Origin of the sequence: Paenibacillus beijingensis, assembly GCF_000961095.1 — a bacterium.
GTDB lineage: Bacteria > Bacillota > Bacilli > Paenibacillales > Paenibacillaceae > Paenibacillus_O > Paenibacillus_O beijingensis.
Genome location: NZ_CP011058.1, coordinates 4,562,837 through 4,582,578 on the forward strand (window position 1 = coordinate 4,562,837; position 19,742 = coordinate 4,582,578).

Annotated in this window: 18 protein-coding genes; 17 read left to right on the forward strand and 1 reads right to left on the reverse strand. The window is 55.5% G+C overall.

From position 1 onward, the window contains the following. Nucleotides 1–31: 31 nt before the first annotated feature. The 17 genes from VN24_RS20640 (at nucleotide 32) to VN24_RS20720 (ending at nucleotide 17,670) form a co-directional block, all read left to right on the forward strand. Nucleotides 32–907, forward strand: a complete 876-nt coding sequence (locus tag VN24_RS20640; RefSeq protein ID WP_045671959.1) for an ABC transporter ATP-binding protein — start codon at nucleotides 32–34, stop codon at nucleotides 905–907. After that, nucleotides 900–1,751: an ABC transporter permease gene (locus VN24_RS20645; protein WP_045671960.1), complete on the forward strand. Its 852-nt coding sequence runs from the start codon at nucleotides 900–902 to the stop codon at nucleotides 1,749–1,751. The genes VN24_RS20640 and VN24_RS20645 overlap by 8 nt, the downstream gene beginning before the upstream one ends. 40 nt (nucleotides 1,752–1,791) lie before the next feature. Continuing rightward, a complete protein-coding gene (locus VN24_RS20650; RefSeq protein WP_238590742.1) occupies nucleotides 1,792–3,132 on the forward strand; it encodes an LLM class flavin-dependent oxidoreductase in 1,341 nt (446 codons plus the stop codon). A 41-nt stretch (nucleotides 3,133–3,173) separates the two neighbouring features. After that, nucleotides 3,174–4,538, forward strand: coding sequence for an LLM class flavin-dependent oxidoreductase (locus VN24_RS20655; protein WP_045671961.1), 1,365 nt, complete (start codon nucleotides 3,174–3,176; stop codon nucleotides 4,536–4,538). A 90-nt stretch (nucleotides 4,539–4,628) separates the two neighbouring features. Further along, nucleotides 4,629–5,576, forward strand: a complete 948-nt coding sequence (locus VN24_RS20660; protein ID WP_045671962.1) for a TauD/TfdA dioxygenase family protein — start codon at nucleotides 4,629–4,631, stop codon at nucleotides 5,574–5,576. 259 nt (nucleotides 5,577–5,835) lie between these two features. Beyond that, nucleotides 5,836–7,020, forward strand: coding sequence for a pyridoxal phosphate-dependent aminotransferase (locus VN24_RS20665; RefSeq protein ID WP_045671963.1), 1,185 nt, complete (start codon nucleotides 5,836–5,838; stop codon nucleotides 7,018–7,020). A 39-nt stretch (nucleotides 7,021–7,059) separates the two neighbouring features. Then, nucleotides 7,060–10,635 (forward strand): chromosome segregation protein SMC, encoded by a 3,576-nt coding sequence (gene smc / locus VN24_RS20670; RefSeq protein ID WP_045671964.1) that lies wholly within the window; start codon nucleotides 7,060–7,062, stop codon nucleotides 10,633–10,635. An 83-nt stretch (nucleotides 10,636–10,718) separates the two neighbouring features. Further along, nucleotides 10,719–11,723, forward strand: a complete 1,005-nt coding sequence (gene ftsY, locus VN24_RS20675) for a signal recognition particle-docking protein FtsY (RefSeq protein WP_045671965.1) — start codon at nucleotides 10,719–10,721, stop codon at nucleotides 11,721–11,723. Nucleotides 11,724–11,819: 96 nt separating this feature from the next. Next, on the forward strand, nucleotides 11,820–12,188 hold the full coding sequence (gene ylxM, locus VN24_RS20680; RefSeq protein ID WP_045673525.1) for a YlxM family DNA-binding protein: 369 nt from the start codon (nucleotides 11,820–11,822) through the stop codon (nucleotides 12,186–12,188). Nucleotides 12,189–12,240: 52 nt separating this feature from the next. Further along, entirely contained in the window at nucleotides 12,241–13,620 is a 1,380-nt protein-coding gene (gene ffh, locus VN24_RS20685; protein ID WP_045671966.1) for a signal recognition particle protein, read from the forward strand. Nucleotides 13,621–13,705: 85 nt separating this feature from the next. After that, nucleotides 13,706–13,978: a 30S ribosomal protein S16 gene (gene rpsP, locus VN24_RS20690; protein WP_028561462.1), complete on the forward strand. Its 273-nt coding sequence runs from the start codon at nucleotides 13,706–13,708 to the stop codon at nucleotides 13,976–13,978. A 23-nt stretch (nucleotides 13,979–14,001) separates the two neighbouring features. Beyond that, entirely contained in the window at nucleotides 14,002–14,232 is a 231-nt protein-coding gene (locus tag VN24_RS20695; protein ID WP_045671967.1) for a KH domain-containing protein, read from the forward strand. 88 nt (nucleotides 14,233–14,320) lie between these two features. After that, entirely contained in the window at nucleotides 14,321–14,842 is a 522-nt protein-coding gene (gene rimM / locus VN24_RS20700; RefSeq protein WP_045673526.1) for a ribosome maturation factor RimM, read from the forward strand. 4 nt (nucleotides 14,843–14,846) lie between these two features. Then, nucleotides 14,847–15,767, forward strand: a complete 921-nt coding sequence (trmD, locus tag VN24_RS20705) for a tRNA (guanosine(37)-N1)-methyltransferase TrmD (RefSeq protein ID WP_045671968.1) — start codon at nucleotides 14,847–14,849, stop codon at nucleotides 15,765–15,767. Nucleotides 15,768–16,058: 291 nt separating this feature from the next. Further along, nucleotides 16,059–16,547 (forward strand): chromate efflux transcriptional regulator ChrS, encoded by a 489-nt coding sequence (locus VN24_RS20710; RefSeq protein WP_045671969.1) that lies wholly within the window; start codon nucleotides 16,059–16,061, stop codon nucleotides 16,545–16,547. Between the two features lie 11 nt (nucleotides 16,548–16,558). Further along, the gene (locus tag VN24_RS20715) at nucleotides 16,559–17,131 is read left to right on the forward strand and encodes a chromate efflux transporter ChrB (RefSeq protein WP_045671970.1); all 573 of its coding nucleotides are present in this window, start codon (nucleotides 16,559–16,561) and stop codon (nucleotides 17,129–17,131) included. Continuing rightward, the gene (locus VN24_RS20720; RefSeq protein ID WP_045671971.1) at nucleotides 17,131–17,670 is read left to right on the forward strand and encodes a chromate efflux transporter ChrA; all 540 of its coding nucleotides are present in this window, start codon (nucleotides 17,131–17,133) and stop codon (nucleotides 17,668–17,670) included. The genes VN24_RS20715 and VN24_RS20720 overlap by 1 nt, the downstream gene beginning before the upstream one ends. Before the next feature lie 52 nt (nucleotides 17,671–17,722). Here the strand turns inward: VN24_RS20720 and VN24_RS20725 are convergent, their stop codons facing one another. After that, nucleotides 17,723–19,384 carry a PucR family transcriptional regulator gene (locus VN24_RS20725; protein ID WP_045671972.1) on the reverse strand — a complete coding sequence of 554 codons (1,662 nt, stop codon included), beginning with the start codon at nucleotides 19,382–19,384 and terminating at the stop codon, nucleotides 17,723–17,725. Between the last annotated feature and the right edge of the window lie 358 nt (nucleotides 19,385–19,742).

The window sequence follows — 19,742 nt, forward strand, 5'->3', positions numbered from 1 at the left end:
TTTTTCCCCGGAAGAAAGGAGAATGACGAATATGACGGCCAAAATCAGCATTCAACAGGTGCAGAAAACGTTTCGGGTCAAGCGCAATTTGGGACATTTGAAGGAGGAGGCCCAGCCCGTGTCCGCTCTGCAGGACATTAATCTGGATGTAAAGCAGGGCGAATTTATGGTCATCGTCGGACCATCGGGCTGCGGCAAATCGACGTTGCTTGATTTGCTGGCGGGGTTGACCAAGCCGAGCGGCGGACAAATTCTGCTGGACGGCAAACCGATAACCGGCCCTAATCTCGACCGGGGCATCGTGTTCCAGCAATATGCGCTGTTCCCTTGGAAAACGGCGCTTGCCAATGTTGAGTTCGGTCTGGAAACGAAGGGCGTTCCAAGAAAGGAACGAAGAGCTATCGCACAGCAGTTCATCCGGCTTGTCGGGCTGGCTGGCTTTGAGAACCGCTATCCGCACGAGCTGTCGGGCGGAATGAAACAGCGGATTGCCATCGCCAGAAGCCTTGCCTACGACCCGGATGTGCTGCTGATGGATGAGCCGTTCGCCGCGCTCGACGCCCAGACGCGCGAAACGCTGCAAAGCGAGCTGCTGCGGATTTGGGAAGCGACGAGGAAGACGATCATTTTCATTACGCACGGCATCGAAGAAGCGGTTTATTTGGGACAAAGGGTAGCGGTTATGACGTCCCGGCCCGGACGGATTAAGGAAGTGATCGATATTCCGTTTGAAGCGCGAACGTCGGAGGAAGACCTGCGCTCGAATCCCGAATTTGTGAAGCTGCGGCATCGGATCTGGGATTTGCTGAAGGATGAGGTGCACAAGGCGCAGGAGCAGGAGATTAGCAAAAGCTTGCAAGCAGGTCATTTGAAATCAAACGGCAAAGGAGCGGCTGAGCATGGCTAAAAGCGCAGGAGAAGCACTGGTTCGCCTGGAGAAAAGCAATACCGCCGGACAGGAAAGGGGGAATTCACTGCAATGGTCGCTGGTCAAGCTGCACCGCGGCTACAAAGCTTCCATCGCCATCCTCGTATTTCTGGCGGTCTGGGAGGCGGCTCCGCGGCTCGGCTTCGTCAACGTGACGTTTCTGCCTCCTTTGACGGAAGTGTTAAGCGCATGGTGGCAGCTGGTCGTATCGGGCGACTTTGCCGATCATGCAAAAGCGAGCTTGGGCCGTTCATTCGGCGGTTTCTTCCTTGCATTGCTCGTAAGCATTCCGCTCGGGCTCGCCATCGGCTGGTGGAAGCCGGTAGCGCAGTACTTGAATCCGCTGCTGGAGCTGTTCCGCAACACGGCGGCGCTGGCCATTCTTCCGGTTTTCATCCTGATCCTCGGTCTCGGCGAAACGTCGAAAATCGCAATCGTCTTCTACGCCTGCGCCTTCCCGCTTCTGCTCAATACGATCAGCGGCGTGCGGAATGTGGATCCGCTTCTGATCAAATCGGCCCGTTCGATGGGGTTATCGTCCGTCAGCTTATTCCGCAAAGTAATACTGCCGGCTTCGGTTCCGACCATCTTTGTCGGAATCAGGCAGGCGGGAGCCAGCTCGATCCTTGTGCTGGTGGCGGCGGAAATGGTCGGCGCCAAATCCGGTCTCGGCTATTTGATCCAGTACACGCAGTTCAGCTTCCAAATTCCCGAAATGTACGCGGGCATCGTGTCCATCTCCGTTATTGGCCTTATCATCAACTATGCGCTTGTCTACCTGGAGAAAAAATTGACGGCCTGGAAGCAAACGTACAGCGAGTAGCAATGATATCGACTATTCGAAAAAAGGTGAGTGATCGTTCGTGGGCAAGCAGTTGAGGCAAATGAATTTGAACGTGTTTCTGATGAACGCCGGCCATCACGAGGCGGCGTGGCGGCATCCGGGTACGGAGCCGCACAATATTACGGATATCCGCTATTTTCAGCGGCTGGCGCAAATCGCCGAGCAGGCGAAATTCGACTCGCTGTTTCTGGCGGACGGACTCGCCGTGAGCAAAAACATTAAGCACGGCGCGTTTATCGGACTCGAGCCGTTTACGCTGCTCGCGGCTTTGGCTTCCGTAACGGAGCGGATCGGCCTGATCGGAACCGTATCGACGACGTATAATGAGCCTTTCCATGTGGCGCGGAAATTCGCTTCCCTCGATCATATCAGCAAAGGGCGCGCCGGCTGGAATATCGTCACGTCCGGCGGCGAGGCCGAGGCGAGAAATTTCAGCAAAGACGATCATCTGGAGCACAGCAAACGGTATGAGCGGGCGAGCGAATTTGTGCAGGTGGCCACGAAGCTGTGGGACAGCTGGGAGGACGACGCGATCGTCATCGACAGAAGCTCCGGCTCCTATGCGGACGACACCAAGGTACACGAAATTGATCATGCCGGAGACTCGTTTAAGGTTAGCGGCCCGCTGAACGTTTCGAGGTCGCCGCAAGGCTACCCTGTGCTCGTGCAGGCCGGTTCCTCAGAGGACGGGAAAGAATTCGCCGCCAGGTACGCGGAAGCGATTTTCACGGCCCAGCAAACGCTGGCGGAAGCGCAGGCGTTCTATAGCGATGTCAAATCAAGGCTTGTCCGCTACGGACGCAGTCCGGAGCAGCTGAAAATATTGCCCGGCATATGCGCGGTGATCGGACAGACGGAATCGGAAGCGATCGAGAAGGAGCGCGAGCTGAACGAATTGACCGTGCCGGCGTACGGGCTGCAGCAGCTGTCCACGATGCTGAAGGTCGATTTGTACACCTATCCGCTCGACGGCCCGCTTCCCGAGCTGCCGGGAGTGGATCAAATCAACGGCAACAAGAGCAGGTACCAGCTGGTGGCCGATTTGGCGCAGCGCGAAAATTTGACGATCCGGCAGCTGATTCACCGCCTTGCAGGCGGCCGCGGGCACCGCACGTTTGCGGGGACGGCCGTGCAGGTGGCGGACCAGCTCGAGGAGTGGTTTACGAGCGGGGGAAGCGACGGCTTCAACGTGATGCCGCCGTATTTGCCCGGCGGGCTTGAAGAGTTTGCGCAGCAGGTCGTTCCCGAGCTGCAGCGCCGAGGCCTGTTCCGCACCGAGTATACCGGCACGACGCTGCGTGAGCATTTCGGATTGAGCCGGCCCGCCAACCAGTTTGCGTCTGCCGCATTGTCCCGGTAACGGTTGAATGTATTCTTTTTTGTGACAAGGAGGTACTTTGATTGAGCGGTGAAAAAAGGCAAATCAAGCTGGGCGCTTTCTTGATGACGCCCGGTCACCATGTCGCGGCCTGGAGGTATCCGGACACGGCGGCTTCGGAAGTGCTTAGCTTCCGCTTTTACAAGAAGCTGGCCCAGACCGCGGAGCGCGGAAAATTCGATATGGTGTTTCTCGCGGACAGCAATGCGATTTACGAGAAATATCCCGAAGCGGTCGCCCAAACCGTAACGGTGCGACCTGAGCCGCTTACGCTTCTCTCCGCGCTGTCCGCCGTAACGGAGCATGTCGGGCTTGCCGCGACGGTATCCACCACCTACAACGAACCGTTTCACGTGGCGAGAAAATTCGCTTCGCTCGATCATTTGAGCGGCGGCCGCGCCGCGTGGAACGTCGTCACCTCGGCGAATCCCGCGGAGGCGCAAAATTTCAGCAAAGACCAACATCTGCTCCATTCGCTCAGGTATGACCGGGCCGACGAATTTCTGAATGTGGTGACGGGGCTGTGGGACAGCTGGGAGGACGATGCCTTCGTTTTCGATAAAGATAACGCGGTATTCGCCGACCGGAGCAAGCTGCACACGCTGAACCATAAGGGGAAATGGTTCTCGGTCAAGGGGCCGCTCAATGTAGCCCGCCCGATTCAGGGCCACCCGGTCGTCATTCAGGCCGGATCGTCGGAGCCGGGGAAAGAGCTGGCCGCGCGCACGGCGGAAGTCATCTTTACGGCGTGGCAAACGCTGGAGGAAGCACAGCTTTTCTACCGCGATGTGAAAGATCGGCTGGCTAAATACGGCCGCTCGCCCGAAGATTTGAAGATTATGCCGGGCATTTTCCCGATTATCGGGCGCACGGCGGAGGAGGCGGACGAAAAGCAGGCGCTGCTCGAACGTTTGATTCCGCAGGAAGCGGGCGTCAGCCTGCTCTCCAATCTGATCAGCTTCGATCTCTCGCCGTATCCCGTCGACGGGCCGCTGCCGGATTTGCCGGAGCTGGACCAGATCAACGGCGGGAAAACGCGGTTCACGCTGCTCAAGGATTTGGCGGAGCGGGAAGGTCTTACGATCCGTCAGCTCTACCAGCGCATCGCAGGGGCGCGCGGGCACCGTGAAATCAAAGGAACGCCGGCGCAAATCGCCGACCAGTTGGAAGAGTGGTTTGTAAGCGGCGCGGCGGACGGCTTCAACATTATGCCGCCGTATTTGCCGGGCGGTCTCGAGGACTTTGTCGACCTTGTCGTACCGGAGCTTCAGCGCCGCGGCTTGTTCCGCACCGAATATGAAGGAAGCACGCTTAGAGACAATCTCGGGCTGAAGCGTCCCGTTCATGCGGCGGTCCAGGCGCGGAACGCTCTGCCGTCCTCTTCATGACCATGGAAGATGGGTAACACCGCATCGCGCGCCTTAGCGGACGCGCGGGCGTCCAATATATCGCTTCACTAATAAAAGGAGGTAACGGATATGAGCGTAAACGAAAACAATGTGATTGATGCAGGTTTGGAAGTGCTTCCGGTAGCGGGACGAATCGGAGCGGAAATTCGCGGCGTCCGTCTCGGCGAGCATCTGGATGCAGAAACGGTTGCGTCCATCCGGCAGGCGCTGCTTAAGCATAAGGTGGTCTTCTTCCGCGGGCAGACCCATCTGGACGACGCCGGCCAGGAAGCGCTGGCACGCGTGCTTGGGAATCCGGTGGCCCATCCGACCGTCCCGATCAAGCAGGGGACCGATTATGTGCTCGAGCTTGATTCCTCGCATGGCGGCCGCGCCGACTCCTGGCATACGGACGTGACGTTCGTCGACGCCTATCCGGAAGCGTCCATCCTGCGCGCCGTTGTCGTACCGGCTTCCGGCGGCGATACGGTGTGGGCGAATACGGCGGCGGCTTATGAACATCTGCCTGATGAGCTGCGGAACCTCGTCGACCGGCTGTGGGCGGTCCATACGAACGCCTACGATTATGCCTCCAGAAAGGAGAAGGTTTCCGAAGAAGCGCTCCGGCATCATAAAGAAGTGTTTGTATCCACGCTGTATGAGACTGAGCATCCGCTCGTTCGCGTTCATCCGGAAACCGGGGAACGTACACTGCTGCTCGGACATTTTGCCCAAAAGATCGTAGGCTTGTCCTCGGTGGACTCCGCCCAGCTGCTGTCGCTGCTGCAAAGTCATATTACACGCCTTGAAAATACGGTGCGCTGGCGCTGGTCGGTTGGAGACGTCGTCATTTGGGATAACCGCGCCACCCAGCATTACGCCATTAACGATTACGGGGACCAGCACCGCGTCGTGCGCAGAGTGACGATCGACGGGGATGTCCCGGTCAGCATCGACGGACGGCGGAGCGTGACGCGCAGGAAAGAGCCGAAAGAGCCGGCCGAAAGCGCGGCGGCGAATGTCGACGCGGCTTCATAATAGACGAGAAGGACTTGTTCGGATTTCCGAACGAGTCCTTTTTTGTGTTAAGATGTGAATGATAACGTGACGTTGCGGTTGGCCGCCAGGTAATATTAACGGATGAGATTGACGGGATGAATCAATCATATCGTTTGAAGCCGGTCATGCGCCGGTTTCTTTTTTTGCTGCGGGCGGCATACTGGCGGGAAAAGGACATGCAGGGTACAATGTTGAAATTATAGTAAAGCGACATTAAGATTCGTTGGAGGAACAATAAATGGGAACGATTTCAAATTATATTGCCGATCATTTGGAGCAGGGAAGCTGGATCCGGAAACTGTTTGAGGAAGGTAGCCGTCTGAAAAGCTTGTACGGCAGCGACAGCGTGTACGATTTCTCCCTCGGCAACCCGATCGTCGAGCCTCCCGCTTCGTTTCAGCGCGCGCTTCAGTCCGTCGTGCTCGAGGAGAAGGAAGGCAAGCACCGCTACATTCCGAATCAGGGACTGCCGGAGGCGCGGGCCAAAGTCGCAGACTTTCTGAACGACCGGTTTCAAACCGATATGACCTCGGATACGGTCGTCATGAGCGTCGGCGCGGGCGGAGCGCTAAATGTGGTCATGAAGTCGATTCTGGATCCGGGCGATGAAGTGATTCTGTTCACGCCTTACTTTGTGGAGTACGACAATTATATTGCCAACCATGGCGGAAACGTCGTTCGCTGCCCGCTGAGCGAAACGTTTTCGCTAGATTTAGAAGAAATTGGAAAAGCACTTACAGCGAAAACGCGGGCAGTGCTCATCAATACGCCGCACAATCCGACCGGCTCGGTGCTCGTGCAGGAGGAGCTGAACGCCCTTGGCGGGGCGCTGCGGCAGGCGGAGCAAACGTACGGCACAACCATTTATTTGATCTGCGACGATCCGTACGGTCAACTCATTTACGACGCCGAAGCGGTTAATCCGTTTCAAGCTTACGGCCGCACCCTGTTGGCCAGCTCGTTCAGCAAAGACCTCGGGCTTGCCGGGGAGCGTCTCGGTTACATCGGCGTTCCCGCCTCTTTGGAGGACGCCGGCAAGCTTGTTGCGGCTCTTGTCTATTGCACGCGCACGCTCGGCTTTGTCAATGCGCCGGTGCTCGTTCAGCGCGCGATCGCCGTAATGGATACGCTGAGGGTTCCCCAGGAGCAGTATCGCGAGCGCCGCGACCTGATGGTCGATGTGCTGCAAGAGGCGGGCTACGAATTTGTCCGTCCGCTCGGCGGATTTTTCGTGTTCCCGAAGACGCCGATCGCAGACGACGTGGCGTTTTGCCTGAAGGCTGCGCAGGACTACCGGCTGCTCATCGTACCCGGCTCGGGCTTTGGCAGGGGAGGCCATTTCCGCCTTTCCTACAGCGTGCCGGTCGACCAGATCGAGCGCTCCCGCGATGTATTCAAACGGCTGCTGGAGTCTTATAAGTAACGTTTATGATACAATAAGCGGTGAGGTGAAAGGCTGACCATGTTTTTAAAACGGATTGAATTATCGGGCTTCAAATCGTTTGCCGACAAAACGGAAATGGAATTCGTGCGCGGCATAACGGCCGTCGTCGGACCGAACGGCAGCGGCAAAAGCAACATTTCGGACGGCATCCGCTGGGTGCTCGGCGAGCAGAGCGCCAAAAGCCTTCGCGGCGGCAAAATGGAAGACATTATTTTCGCCGGCAGCGACGCGCGCAAAGCGGTCAATTACGGCGAAGTGTCGCTGACGCTGGACAACGGCGACGGGGCGCTGCCGCTGGAATACAACGAAGTGACCGTTACGCGCCGGGTTCACCGCAGCGGCGACAGCGACTATATGATTAACCGCCAGCCGTGCCGGCTGAAAGATATAACGGAGCTGTTCATGGATACCGGGATCGGCAAGGAAGCGTACTCGATCATCGGACAGGGACGGATCGAAGAAATACTGAGCACGCGTTCGGAAGACCGGCGCGGCATTTTCGAAGAGGCTTCCGGCATTGTGAAGTACAAATCGCGCAAGCGTGAGGCGCAGCGCAAGTTGGACGACACGGAGCAAAACCTGCTGCGGATTCACGACCTCGTGTCGGAGCTGGAGGAGCAGGTAAAGCCGCTGAAGGAGCAGTCGGAGAAGGCGATTCATTTCAAACAGCTGAAAGAGCGGCTGAAAAATGAAGAGATCGCGCTCTACGTTCACGGCATCGAAAGCGTTCATCTGTCCTGGAACGAATTGAACGACAAGCTCGAAGCGCTGCGGAGCGAGGAGCTTGAATTGTCCGCGGTCGTCAGCAAGCACGATGCGGTGCTGGAGAAGGACCGCCAGCGGCTGCGCGAAACGGAGCTGGCGCTCGAGAAGCTGCACGAGGCGATGCTCGGCATCAGCGAAGAATACGAGAAGTGCGAAGGCTACGGCGAAGTGCTCAAGGAGCGGGGGCGCAATCTGGAGAGCACCCGCGAGCAGCTTGAGGAAACGGTCGCTTCCCAGGAGGAGCGGATCTCTGCGCTGATGCGCGAGGAAGCGGAGGCGCGGGCCAAGGCGGCGGTGCTGGAAGACCGCCTTAAGGAGCTGCGGGAGCGGGTTGCCGCCGAGGAACATGAGCTCGTCGGCGTAGCAGGCGGAGCGGCCTCGGAGGCGGGCGAATCGCTGAAGGGCGAGCTGCTGGAAGTGTTGAGCGAGATGGCGCATCTGCGCAACGAGATCCGCTATGCCGCGCAGCAGCAGGAAGCCGTGCAGCGGCGCATGGACCGTCTCGGCGACGAAGAAGCGAAGTGGAAGGACCAGGTCGGACGGCTGACACAGCGCAAGGAAAAGCTGCGCGCACAGCTTGACGAAACGCTCTCTACGTTAACCGGCATGCGGGAGAAATACATACAGGAGGGCGAGCGGACCCAGTCGGTGCAGAAGCTGCTGGAGGAAACCGGCGCGGCGGTGCGCAAATGGGAGCAGCGCCTGGAAGCGCTCGTCTCCCGCCGCGACACGATGAAAGAGATGCAGGATGCGCTCGACGGCTTCATGCAAGGGGTGCGCGAGGTGCTTAAGGCGTCCCGCCGCTCCGCGGGTGGTCTTGAAGGCGTCCATGGAGCGGTAGCGGAGCTCGTTCGTGTCCCTCAGCGGCTGGAGACCGCGGTGGAAACGGCGCTTGGCGGCGCCCTTCAGCATATCGTCATGGAAGACGAGAGGACGGCGCGGGCGGGAATCGCCTTTCTGAAGCAGCGTCAGCTCGGCAGAGCGACGTTTCTGCCGCTCGATGTCATCCGGGGTCGGCAGGTGCCAGAGTCGGACAGACGCCAGGCGGAAAGCGTGGAAGGCTTCGTCGGCGTTGCGGCCGATCTTGTCTCTTGCGACAGCAAGTATGCCTCCATCGTGGGCAATTTGCTCGGCAATGTGCTGTTTGCCGAGACGCTGGAGCAGGCGAACCGGATCGCGTCGAAATGTCAATACCGCTTCCGCGTCGTGACGCTCGAGGGTGACGTCGTCAATGCCGGCGGCTCCATGACGGGCGGCAGCCTGCAGAAGAAAGGCGCCAGCCTGCTCGGCCGCCAGCGTCAAATCGAGCAGCTTGACGAGGAATCCGGCCTCGCGCGCGGAAAGCTGAAGGAATTGCGCGACCGTCTTTCCGATCTGCGCAAGGAGCAGACCATTGCCGGCCAAAACCGGGAGGAGCTGCGCGAAACGACGGAGAAGCTGCGCATCGAAGAGCAGCAGCAGCGCGCGGAGCTGCAGCATGTCGAGAGTGAGCTCGCAAGTCTGGGCGACCAGGGACAGATGTTCACAACCGACCGCAGCGGTCATATGGAGGAGAAAGAGCAGCTCATTGCTTCTTCTCAAGCTGCGGAAGAGCGGCTTAAGAAGCTGGAATGGGAGGAAGCAGGCCTTCAGGAGGCGATCCGCGAGGCGGAGAAGCGGCGCAAGGCGAGCGAGTCGGCGAAGGAAGAGCTGCAGACGCAGCTGACGGATTTGAAAATCCAGGCGGCAAAGACCGATCAGGAAAAGCTGTCGGCGGACGATGCGGTCGTCCGGCTGCGCTCGGAAATCAGCAGGGCGAAGCAGGAGAAAACCTCGCTGCAAAACGCTCTTGATCAGCGGGAAGAGGAGCGCCGGAAGCTTGCCGAAGAAACCGTCAAGCAGACCGAGGAGCTGAACCGGCTGCGCATCCGCAAGATGGAATGCACGCAGATGACCGATTTGAAGCGCGCCGAGCGCGCCTCGATGGTTCGCGGGCTGGAGGAAGGCGAGAGCGAGACGAAGGAGCAGCGGACCGCGCTGCGCAAGGTTGAGGAAGGGCTGCGGCAAACGGAAATTGCCGCCAACCGGCTCGACGTGGAGCTCGATAACCTGCTGCGCAAGTTAAGCGAAGACTACGAGCTCAGCTACGAAATGGCAAAGCAGCTGTATGCGGTCCCTGAGGACGTGGCCGCTGCGCAGACGACGGTCAAAGATTTGAAGCGGTCGATTGCCGCCCTTGGCGAGGTGAACCTCGGAGCTATCGAGGAATATCAGCGCGTAAAGGAGCGTTACGAATTTCTCGATTCGCAGCGCAACGACCTGATGGAAGCGAAGGCGACGCTGTACGAGGTCATCCGTGAAATGGACGAGGAAATGTCGAAACGGTTCCGTTCGACGTTCGAGGAAATACGCGGCCATTTCGTGATCGTGTTTGCCAAGCTGTTCGGCGGCGGCCGCGCCGATCTCGTCATGGTCGATCCGAGCCGGGTGCTGGAGACGGGCATCGATATTGTGGCGCAGCCGCCCGGCAAAAAGCTGCAAAACCTGCAATTATTGTCCGGCGGTGAGCGGGCGCTGACGGCGATTGCGCTGCTGTTTGCGATTTTGCAGGTGAAGCCGGTGCCGTTCTGCGTGCTCGACGAGGTCGAAGCGGCGCTGGACGAGGCGAACGTGTCGCGTTTTGCCCAATATTTGCGGGAATTTTCCGGACTGACCCAATTCATCGTCGTCACCCACCGCAAAGGGACGATGGAGGAAGCCGACGTGCTGTACGGCGTCACGATGGAGGAGGGCGGCGTTTCCAAGCTCGTTTCGGTCCGGCTTGAAGACGACGAAGCGGTTTCGGCTTAGTCGGGATCGGAAAAGGGATCGGGTTACGTAAGGAAGCCGCCTTATTAATGACCACCTTTTTATGAATAGACGGAGGGAAATGAATGAGCTTTTTTAAACGACTGAAAGAAAGTATTTCCAATAAAACCGAAGCGGTCACCAATATTTTCAAGGACGGGCTGAGCAAGACGCGCACCGCGTTTGTCGAGAAAGTGGGGGAGCTGATCACCCGGCGCAAAAAAATCGACGAGGAGTTCTATGAGGAGCTCGAAGAGATCCTGATCGGTGCCGACGTCGGGGTGAACACCGTCATGGAGCTGATCGACGAGCTGCGCGCGGAAGTGAAGAAGCGTAAAATCGAAGACGCGGCGGAGCTGCAGCCGGTGCTGTCGGAAAAGCTGATCGGGCTGCTCAAAAGCGACGACGAGAACGGGCTGCGCATGGCGGACGATGGCATCACCGTTATTTTGTTCGTCGGCGTGAACGGTGTCGGCAAGACGACGACGATCGGCAAGCTCGCCCACCGCTTCAAGAGCGAGGGCAAGTCGGTGCTGCTCGCCGCAGGCGACACGTTCCGTGCCGGAGCGATCGAGCAGCTTGAAGTATGGGGCCAGCGCGTCGGCGTGGAGGTCATTAAGCAGCAGTCCGGTTCCGACCCTGCAGCGGTCATGTTCGACGCCGTGCAGGCGGCGAAGCAGCGCAACGTCGACGTGCTGCTGTGCGACACCGCAGGCAGGCTGCAGAACAAAAACAATCTGATGGAAGAGCTGAACAAAATTTTTCGCGTTATCCAGCGTGAAATTCCCGGCGCCCCCCATGAGGTGCTGCTTGTGCTCGACGCCAATACAGGTCAGAACGCGCTTAGCCAGGCGAAGCTATTCGGCGAAAAAAGCGGGGTGACGGGCCTTGTGCTTACCAAGCTGGACAGCACCGCCAAAGGCGGCATCGTCATCGCCATCCGCCACGAGCTCGACATTCCGGTGAAATTAATCGGTCTCGGCGAAAAGATGGAGGATCTGCAGCAGTTCGACTCGGAGCAGTTCGTTCATGCCTTGTTCGCGGGGTTGATCCAAGAGCAGGAACAATCGGCGGGCGGTGACAAGGAGTAAAGCTTGACACCCGGATAACGTTGCGGTATGATAAGAAACGCTGGTGACGGTGTAAGTCTTTTTCCCTTGACGGAAGGAGGGCAACTTGTGACGGTTATGGAACCTGATGCGCTGGAGAAAACGAACCGGATCAATATGCTCTTTGACTTCTACGGGCCGCTGCTGACGGAGAAGCAGGGAACGATTTTAACGTACTACTTTCACGACGACTTCTCGCTCGGCGAGATCGCCGCTGAATTCGGGATCAGCCGCCAGGCCGTGTACGAGCATGTGAAGCGGGGCGGAGCGGTGCTGGAAGAGTACGAACAAAAGCTGGGACTGCTGCGCAAGAGCAGAATGGCGGGGGAACTTCTGGACCGTCTGGAACAGGAACTCGCCGTGCTGGAAGGCCGGGAAGAGCCGGGCCGAAAGCTGCGGGACATTACGGATGCATTGAAACGGGTCATCGAGCCCGGTAATTTATAGACAATCATGTAATGCAATCAATAATAAAAGCACGATTCCGGAGGTGATCATGATGGCGGCATTTGAAGGTTTGACGGGCCGGCTGCAGAACGTGTTCGGCAAGCTGAGAGGCAAAGGCAAAGTTTCCGAGGACGATGTGAACGAAGCGATGCGCGAAGTCCGGCTGGCTCTGCTTGAGGCCGATGTCAACTTCAAGGTTGTGAAGGAGTTTATCGCCAAGGTCAAGGAACGGGCTATCGGCCAGGAAGTTATGAAGAGCTTCACGCCGGGCATGGTCATTATCGATATCGTCAACAAAGAGCTGACGGAGCTGATGGGCGGCACGCAGAGCAAGCTGGCCAAAGCGAATCGACCGCCGACGGTCATTATGATGGCGGGCCTGCAGGGCGCGGGTAAGACGACGACGTCCGGCAAGCTGGCGTTAATGCTGCAAAAAGGCAACCATAAGCCGCTGCTCGTGGCGGGAGACATTTACCGCCCGGCTGCGATCAAGCAGCTGCAGGTGCTGGGCGCGCAAATAGGCGTTCCGGTCTTTTCGCTCGGCGACCAGACGTCTCCCGTCGAAATCGCGCGCGCAGGCGTTGCGCATGCGAAGGAGAACGGCCACGATTACGTCATCGTCGATACGGCTGGCCGACTCCATATCGATGAAGCGCTGATGGAAGAGCTGAAGCAGATTCATGAGGTGACGAAGCCCGATGAAGTGCTGCTTGTCGTCGATAGTATGACCGGTCAGGAAGCGGTCAATGTGGCGAAGAGCTTCCATGAGCAGCTGGAGCTGACCGGCGTCGTGCTGACGAAGCTGGACGGCGATACGCGCGGCGGCGCCGCGCTGTCGGTCAAGGCCGTGACCGGCTGTCCGATCAAATTCGCGGCAACCGGCGAGAAGATCGTGCCTCTTGAGCCGTTCCACCCCGAGCGGATGGCTTCGCGTATTCTCGGCATGGGCGATATGCTGTCCCTGATCGAGAAAGCGCAGTCGAACATCGACGCCGAGAAAGCGGCCGAGATGGAGCGCAAAATGCGCACGGCGGAATTCACGTTCGAGGATTTCCTGGAGCAGATGGAACAGGTCCGCAAGCTCGGGCCGCTCGATCAAATTATGGAAATGCTGCCGGGCATGAACAAAGCCAAAGGCTTGAAAGATTTGAAGGTGGATGAGAAGCAGGTCGGCCGCGTTGAAGCGATCGTCAAGTCGATGACGATCGCGGAGAAGCGCAAGCCGGAAATCATCAATCACAGCCGTCGCCGCCGGATTGCCGCGGGCAGCGGCACGAATGTGGCCGAAGTGAACCGTCTGATCAAGCAGTTTGAAGATATGCGCAAGATGATGAAGCAGTTCTCGTCCATGATGGGTCCGAAAGGTCCGAAGGGCGGCATGAAAGGTTTAAAGGGACTGCTCGGCAAAAACATGAAGTTCCCGTTCGGATGATCTGGGACTTAACGGCCCGTCCAGCGGGCTGCGATTAGCCAGCCACGCACGGGCGATTGATTCTTTTAAGGAGGTGAATGTAAAAATGGCAGTACGTATTCGTCTGAAACGCATCGGTGCCCACAAGGCTCCTTTCTACCGCGTCGTCGTATCCGATTCCCGTTCGCCGCGTGACGGCCGCTTTATCGAAGAAATCGGTACTTACAATCCGGTTGCACAGCCGGCTCAAGTAAACATCGATGAGGAAAAAGCGCTGAAATGGCTGCAAACGGGAGCTCAAGCTTCCGACACGGTCCGCAACCTGCTTTCCAAAGCAGGCGTGCTTACGAAGTTCCATGAGCTGAAACAACAGAAATAGTTGTAGAAGCGGAGGGCCTACAAATGAAAGATTTGATTCTTGTCATTGCGAAGGCTTTAGTGGATCATCCGGAGGACGTGCGCGTGGAGGAGAAGGCCGATGACCGCGGAACGGTTTACGAATTGTCCGTACACCGCGACGATGTCGGCAAAGTGATCGGCAAGCAGGGGCGCATCGCCAAGGCGCTGCGCACCGTCGTGTCATCGGCTGCTGCGGACTCGCAAAAGCGGGTCATCGTGGACATCATTTCATAAATAACGCGCCAAGAAGGGGTTAGGATGCATATCCTAGCCCTTTTTCGCGAATCAATACGAAGTGTAGTAATGAAGGCGGGTGATCATGATGACGGAAAAATGGTTTACAGTAGGCAAGGTCGCCAATACGCACGGAATACGGGGTGAGCTCAAAATCGTTCCCCATACCGATTTTCCCGAGCAGCGTTTCGCTCCCGGGAGCCGGCTCACGCTGCTGAAGGAAGAAAGCGTGAGCGGGGGCGTGCCGGTCGAAGTGCAGAGCGCCAGACTGCACAAAAACGTCTACATCGTCAAGCTTAAAGGCTATCATGACATAAACGAAGTCGAAAAATATAAAGGCTGGATGATGAAAATTGCCGAGAGCCAGCGTGAAGAGCTCGAAGATGACGAATATTATTACAGCGATATTATCGGCTGCAAAGCTGTAACGGAGGAAGGCGAGGAGCTTGGCACGATCTCGGAAATTTTAAGCCCCGGTGCCAACGACGTGTGGGTCGTCGATCTTCCGAAGAAAAAGCAGCTGCTGCTTCCCGTAATCGACGATGTCATTTTGACGGTTGACGTGAAGGAAAAAAAAGTGACCGTGCGGCTGATGGAAGGAATGATGTAGCCCGATGCGTATCGACGTCCTCACATTGTTTCCGGAAATGTTTGCCGGCGTATTCGGCGCGAGCATTCTCGGCAAGGCGCGCGAGAAAGGCATCGTAGAGCTTACCGCCGTCAACTTCCGCGAATATGCGAACAATAAGCACAACACGGTCGACGACTACCCGTACGGCGGAGGCGGCGGCATGGTACTGAAGCCGGAGCCGGTATTCTCGGCTGTGGAAGATCTGCTCGGCCCTGGCGGGGAAAAGACGGGGGCCGGCGCTTTGCAAGGGCCCGAGCAGTTAGGCATCGACCCACAAGGCGGCGACCTAGAAGGCGGCAACGGAGAAGGCAGCGGCTCAGAAGGGGGCAACGCACTAGGCGGTGCAACCGCCGTCCCGACCGAAATTGCCCGCCCGCAAACGGCAAAGCCGCCGCGGGTCATTTTGATGTGCCCGCAGGGAGAGCCGTTCACGCAGCGGAAGGCGGAGGAGCTCGCTGCCGAAGATAGGCTTATTTTTATATGCGGCCACTATGAAGGCTATGACGAGCGCATCCGCGAGCATCTCGTGACGGACGAGCTGTCGATCGGCGATTACGTGCTGACGGGCGGAGAGCTGCCGGCGATGGTAATCATCGACAGCGTCGTCCGGCTGCTGCCGGGCGTGCTCGGCAACGAGTCGTCGGCCGCTGCCGATTCGTTCAGCAACGGGCTGCTGGAATATCCCCACTATACCCGTCCGGCGGTTTTCCGCGGCTGGGAAGTGCCGGAGGTGCTCATCTCTGGCCATCACGTCCGCATTGACAGCTGGCGCAGGGAGCAGTCGCTGCTGAGAACGCTCAGCCGCCGTCCGGAGCTGCTGGAGACGGCGGAGATGACGGAGAAGGAGCGGGAATGGATCGCGCAAAGAAGACAGGAAACGAATTCCTGCAACAAAGAAAGTTGATCGATGATGTGCGTCTGTCTACTTCAGATGTACGGGAAAAAGGGAGAAGAGCTCATGAGACCGAGCTTTTCTCCCTTTTTTAATGAATATTAAGGCTGGCTGCTGTATTTTCTCCCATGGATACGAACCGCATGCTGTCATTGTAAGCGTCAAACATCTATATAAAAAAGAATAGTGAAGAAGCTGATTATTGTGAAAATTGTCGGTGTTTAAGAAAAAAAGTTTACAAAACGAAATAATATTATATAATTTAACTGCGACATAGACTTTCTGGAAATGGGGTGGAAGCTCATGGCCGACAAAAAAATAATTAACGGAATCCCGCTGCCGGACCGTTTGGATACAGTCGACAAGCAAATTTTAGAAGCGCTGCATGAAAACGGCCGGGTCTCATATACCGAACTTGCGCAAAAAATCGGCATGTCACGCGTTGCAATCCAGGCCCGAATCAATTCGATGATCGACGAAGGCGTAATCGAACGGTTTACGATCGTCATCAATCCGGCCAAAATCGGAGTGATGGTATCCGCCTTTTTTAATGTGGATATCGAACCGCAGTTTTTGGATGAGGTGGCGGAGAAGCTGGAGATGGAGCCATCGGTAACAAGTCTTTATCATATGACCGGTCCAAGTACGCTCCACATGCACGGCATTTTTGAGACTACGGAAGAGATGGAGCGCTTTTTGCTCGAAAAGCTTTATAAAATGCCGGGTATCGTGAAGGTCGAGTCGCAGTTGCTGCTTAATCGGTATAAAAGCCGTATGGGCATGAAGCTATAGGAGGAATAACGATGAGTGTGTACAAAGATCTGACGTTTGGATTGGGGAGGACAGGGATATTGGGTTACGGAGGCGGACCGTCGGTTATTCCGCTTATCCGTCATGAAGCGGTTACCCGTTATAAATGGGTAAGCGACGAGGAGTTTGCAGAGATTCTGGCGATTGCAAATGCGCTTCCCGGACCGATCGCAACCAAGATGGCCGCGTATCTTGGATTCCGGATGAAGGGTTGGCTGGGTGCGGTCGTTGCGGTTTGCGCTCACATTTTACCGACTAGTATAGCGATTGTCGCTTTGCTCGGCACATTGTATGCATTAAAAAATTCCAAATATGTCGCGGGCATGATCGCCGCGGTCCGACCGGTCATCGTTGTCATGCTGGGCATGATGGCGTATGAATTTGCGATGAAGGCGTGGAAGGGGCTTGGGAAAGGATTTGCGATTGCTTTTGGACTGCTTGCTTTTATACTGCTCTCCGTTGTCAATATTCATCCCGGCATCGTCATCGCGTTGTTCATTGCGTACGGCGCTTTTCACTTGAGATTATGGAGCCGTAAGACGAATAAAGAGAAAGGGATGTCATAATGAGCTGGTTTGAAATGTTCTGGGGTTTTTTTGTTGCGAACGTACTCGGTTACGGGGGAGGACCTGCTTCGATCCCCTTGATGCAAGAGGAGATTGTCAATCATTACGGCTGGCTGACGAACGATCAGTTCGCCGATTTGCTCGCGGTTGGAAACGCACTGCCCGGACCGATCGCCACCAAAATCGCCGCATTTGTAGGGTATCAGCAGCTCGGCTGGGCCGGTTTCTTGATTGCCACCTGCGCCACGGTTGTTCCTTCGGCCGTTGCTTTAATCATTTTGCTGCAAATATTGAACCGCTACCGGCAGTCGTCTGTCGTTAAAGGGATTACGTTATTGGTGCAGCCGGTGATCGCCGTCATGATGCTGCTGTTAACGTGGCAGATGTCGGATGTTTCGGTTGTTTCCATCGGCATATGGCAATCGCTTGCCATTGCGGCGGTGGCGCTGTGGGCGATGACGAAAGGGAAAATCCATCCCGCAATTGTCATCGTGGCCGCATTCGCTTACGGCGGGCTGGTATTGTCGCATACGATATAACATGGATGAGGCCAAACCGACCAGGTTTGGCCTTAAATCCATTTGCATCGTTTTATTTGCCGCTTAGCAGCGATTCGATCAAATAAGCGACCCGGAAACGAAGGCTGTCGCTTGTGGAACGTAAATTACGGCCTGTTAATTGCTCATACTTTTCTAACCGGTAAATGACGGTATTGCGATGAACGATGAGCTGTTTGGCGGTATCGGCGATTTGACAATGGTTTTCGTAAAAAACCATCAGCGTTTTCATCAGTTCGTTCCGCTCCTTCTCACCCAACTCTTGCATATCTTTAAACGTATCGTTGTAAAATTCCTCCAGATTCGCCATCGGAATCATTCTTAACAAGTCAATCAATTCTTTAATGTGATATAATTGCACAAATTTTTGTTTCTTGCTGTTGTACCCGGTTTGCAATGCGTCGAACGCTTCTGTATACGTAAGTGGAATATCGGTATGCTTCTCAACTGGATTGCCTACGCCAAAGGAAATGGCGATCCGTTTGCTCTCAAAAATATGGTCGGCAATCTTTTTGAGCTGATTCACCAGTTCCTTTTCCATTTGGAGAAAAGTCATTTCATCCGGATTGTAAAAACGAATGATGACGAACAAATCGTTTTTTGGAAAGATGACAAAAGCTTTTCCGTCATTCAGAAATTGTTTTTTCAGCAATTGATAAAGGTCTTCCCGCTCCGTAAACCGGCTTACTTCCTGCGAAGCGGACATCCCGCCGGCCGATTCGGAAAGCGGATCTTTTTTGGCGACAATACATAAAGAAATGCTTCTTTCATTTAAGCCGTATCTTTTTCCGCGGTGAAGCACTTCCTGTTCAGAAGTTACAAAGCCTTCAACCAAATCTGTAAAAAATTCATTTTTGTACCTTCTTGAGCGCTCCTTAACCGCCTGCTCCTTCAACATTTCGAAACTGATCACGTTAGCAGCCTGTTCCATTGCCATTACCGGAAGATTATTCATTTGCAGCTCTTCGTCTATAAATGAAACGAGGAACCCTTGAGGCTGATACGTTTGAATAGGGAGAATGACGGCTTGCCGGCTTGGAAACTCTGTATCGAAAATAAGACATACCGACTGACTGGAATTCGCCGGCAATAACGGGGGGATGGCTTCCCGGATCGCAGGCAGCGCCGCCATAAGAGAGACGTCTTCAAAGTGACGGGAAAACGAACTGACTTCGAGTTTATGATTTAGCAGCAAGGTAGGGGAATGCAAAAGGCCGGAAAGTTCCTGCAAAATTTCTGGAATTCCTTTTCCTTCCAAGACAAGATTGGAAAAATGTCTATGGCTATCCAATGCGTACCGCAGCTCATCCGTTCTTTTCTCCAGAATATAGCTTAATGCTTCGTGCAAAACTTCACCCAAAGAATAATCAAGAGGCAGCTCGATAAGCGGAAAGTTCAAACGGTCAGCGACGGCTATAACCTGATCGGGGATTTGGTTCAAAAATCGTTTCATCTTGATGACGAGACCGGCGCAGCCGACGCCGGCCAATTTGGACACAAGCGTTTCCAATTGCTCCGGATTATCTTTCATGGCATAGGCCGTCGTCAGCAGAAGCTCATGAGGCTTAATAAAATCGACGATATCCGGTGCATCCATCATATTGACGGATTCAACGGTGCGCTCTATTCCGTTATGCCCGGCAATAATTCTGGATTGCCGGAACTTTGGAATTTTAAGAAGATCCTCTACTATCACATCCCGACGCTCCCTCTAACGTGAAGTAACTTAACAATAACTATAATGGAGAAGAAAAGGAAAGTAAATACGATTATCAAGGCCAATTAACCAAAAATCAAGAAGATAATTAGTTATAATGACCAATTTTATCAATTATATTGCGTATTTTATTCCATAGGCTAACCATACCTCCTTTGAATTCGCGTATCTGTTTGACCCATTGTAGATTTTAGCCAAAAGGTCAGCAGAAAGTTTAGCTAAAATAAACATTGTAGGGACAGGTTATAACTTGTAAGATGTCACTATAGAAAACGGGATACGTTATAATAAGTCACTTATTAAGGGAGGGGCATGTTGCTTATTAACCGAATTTGAC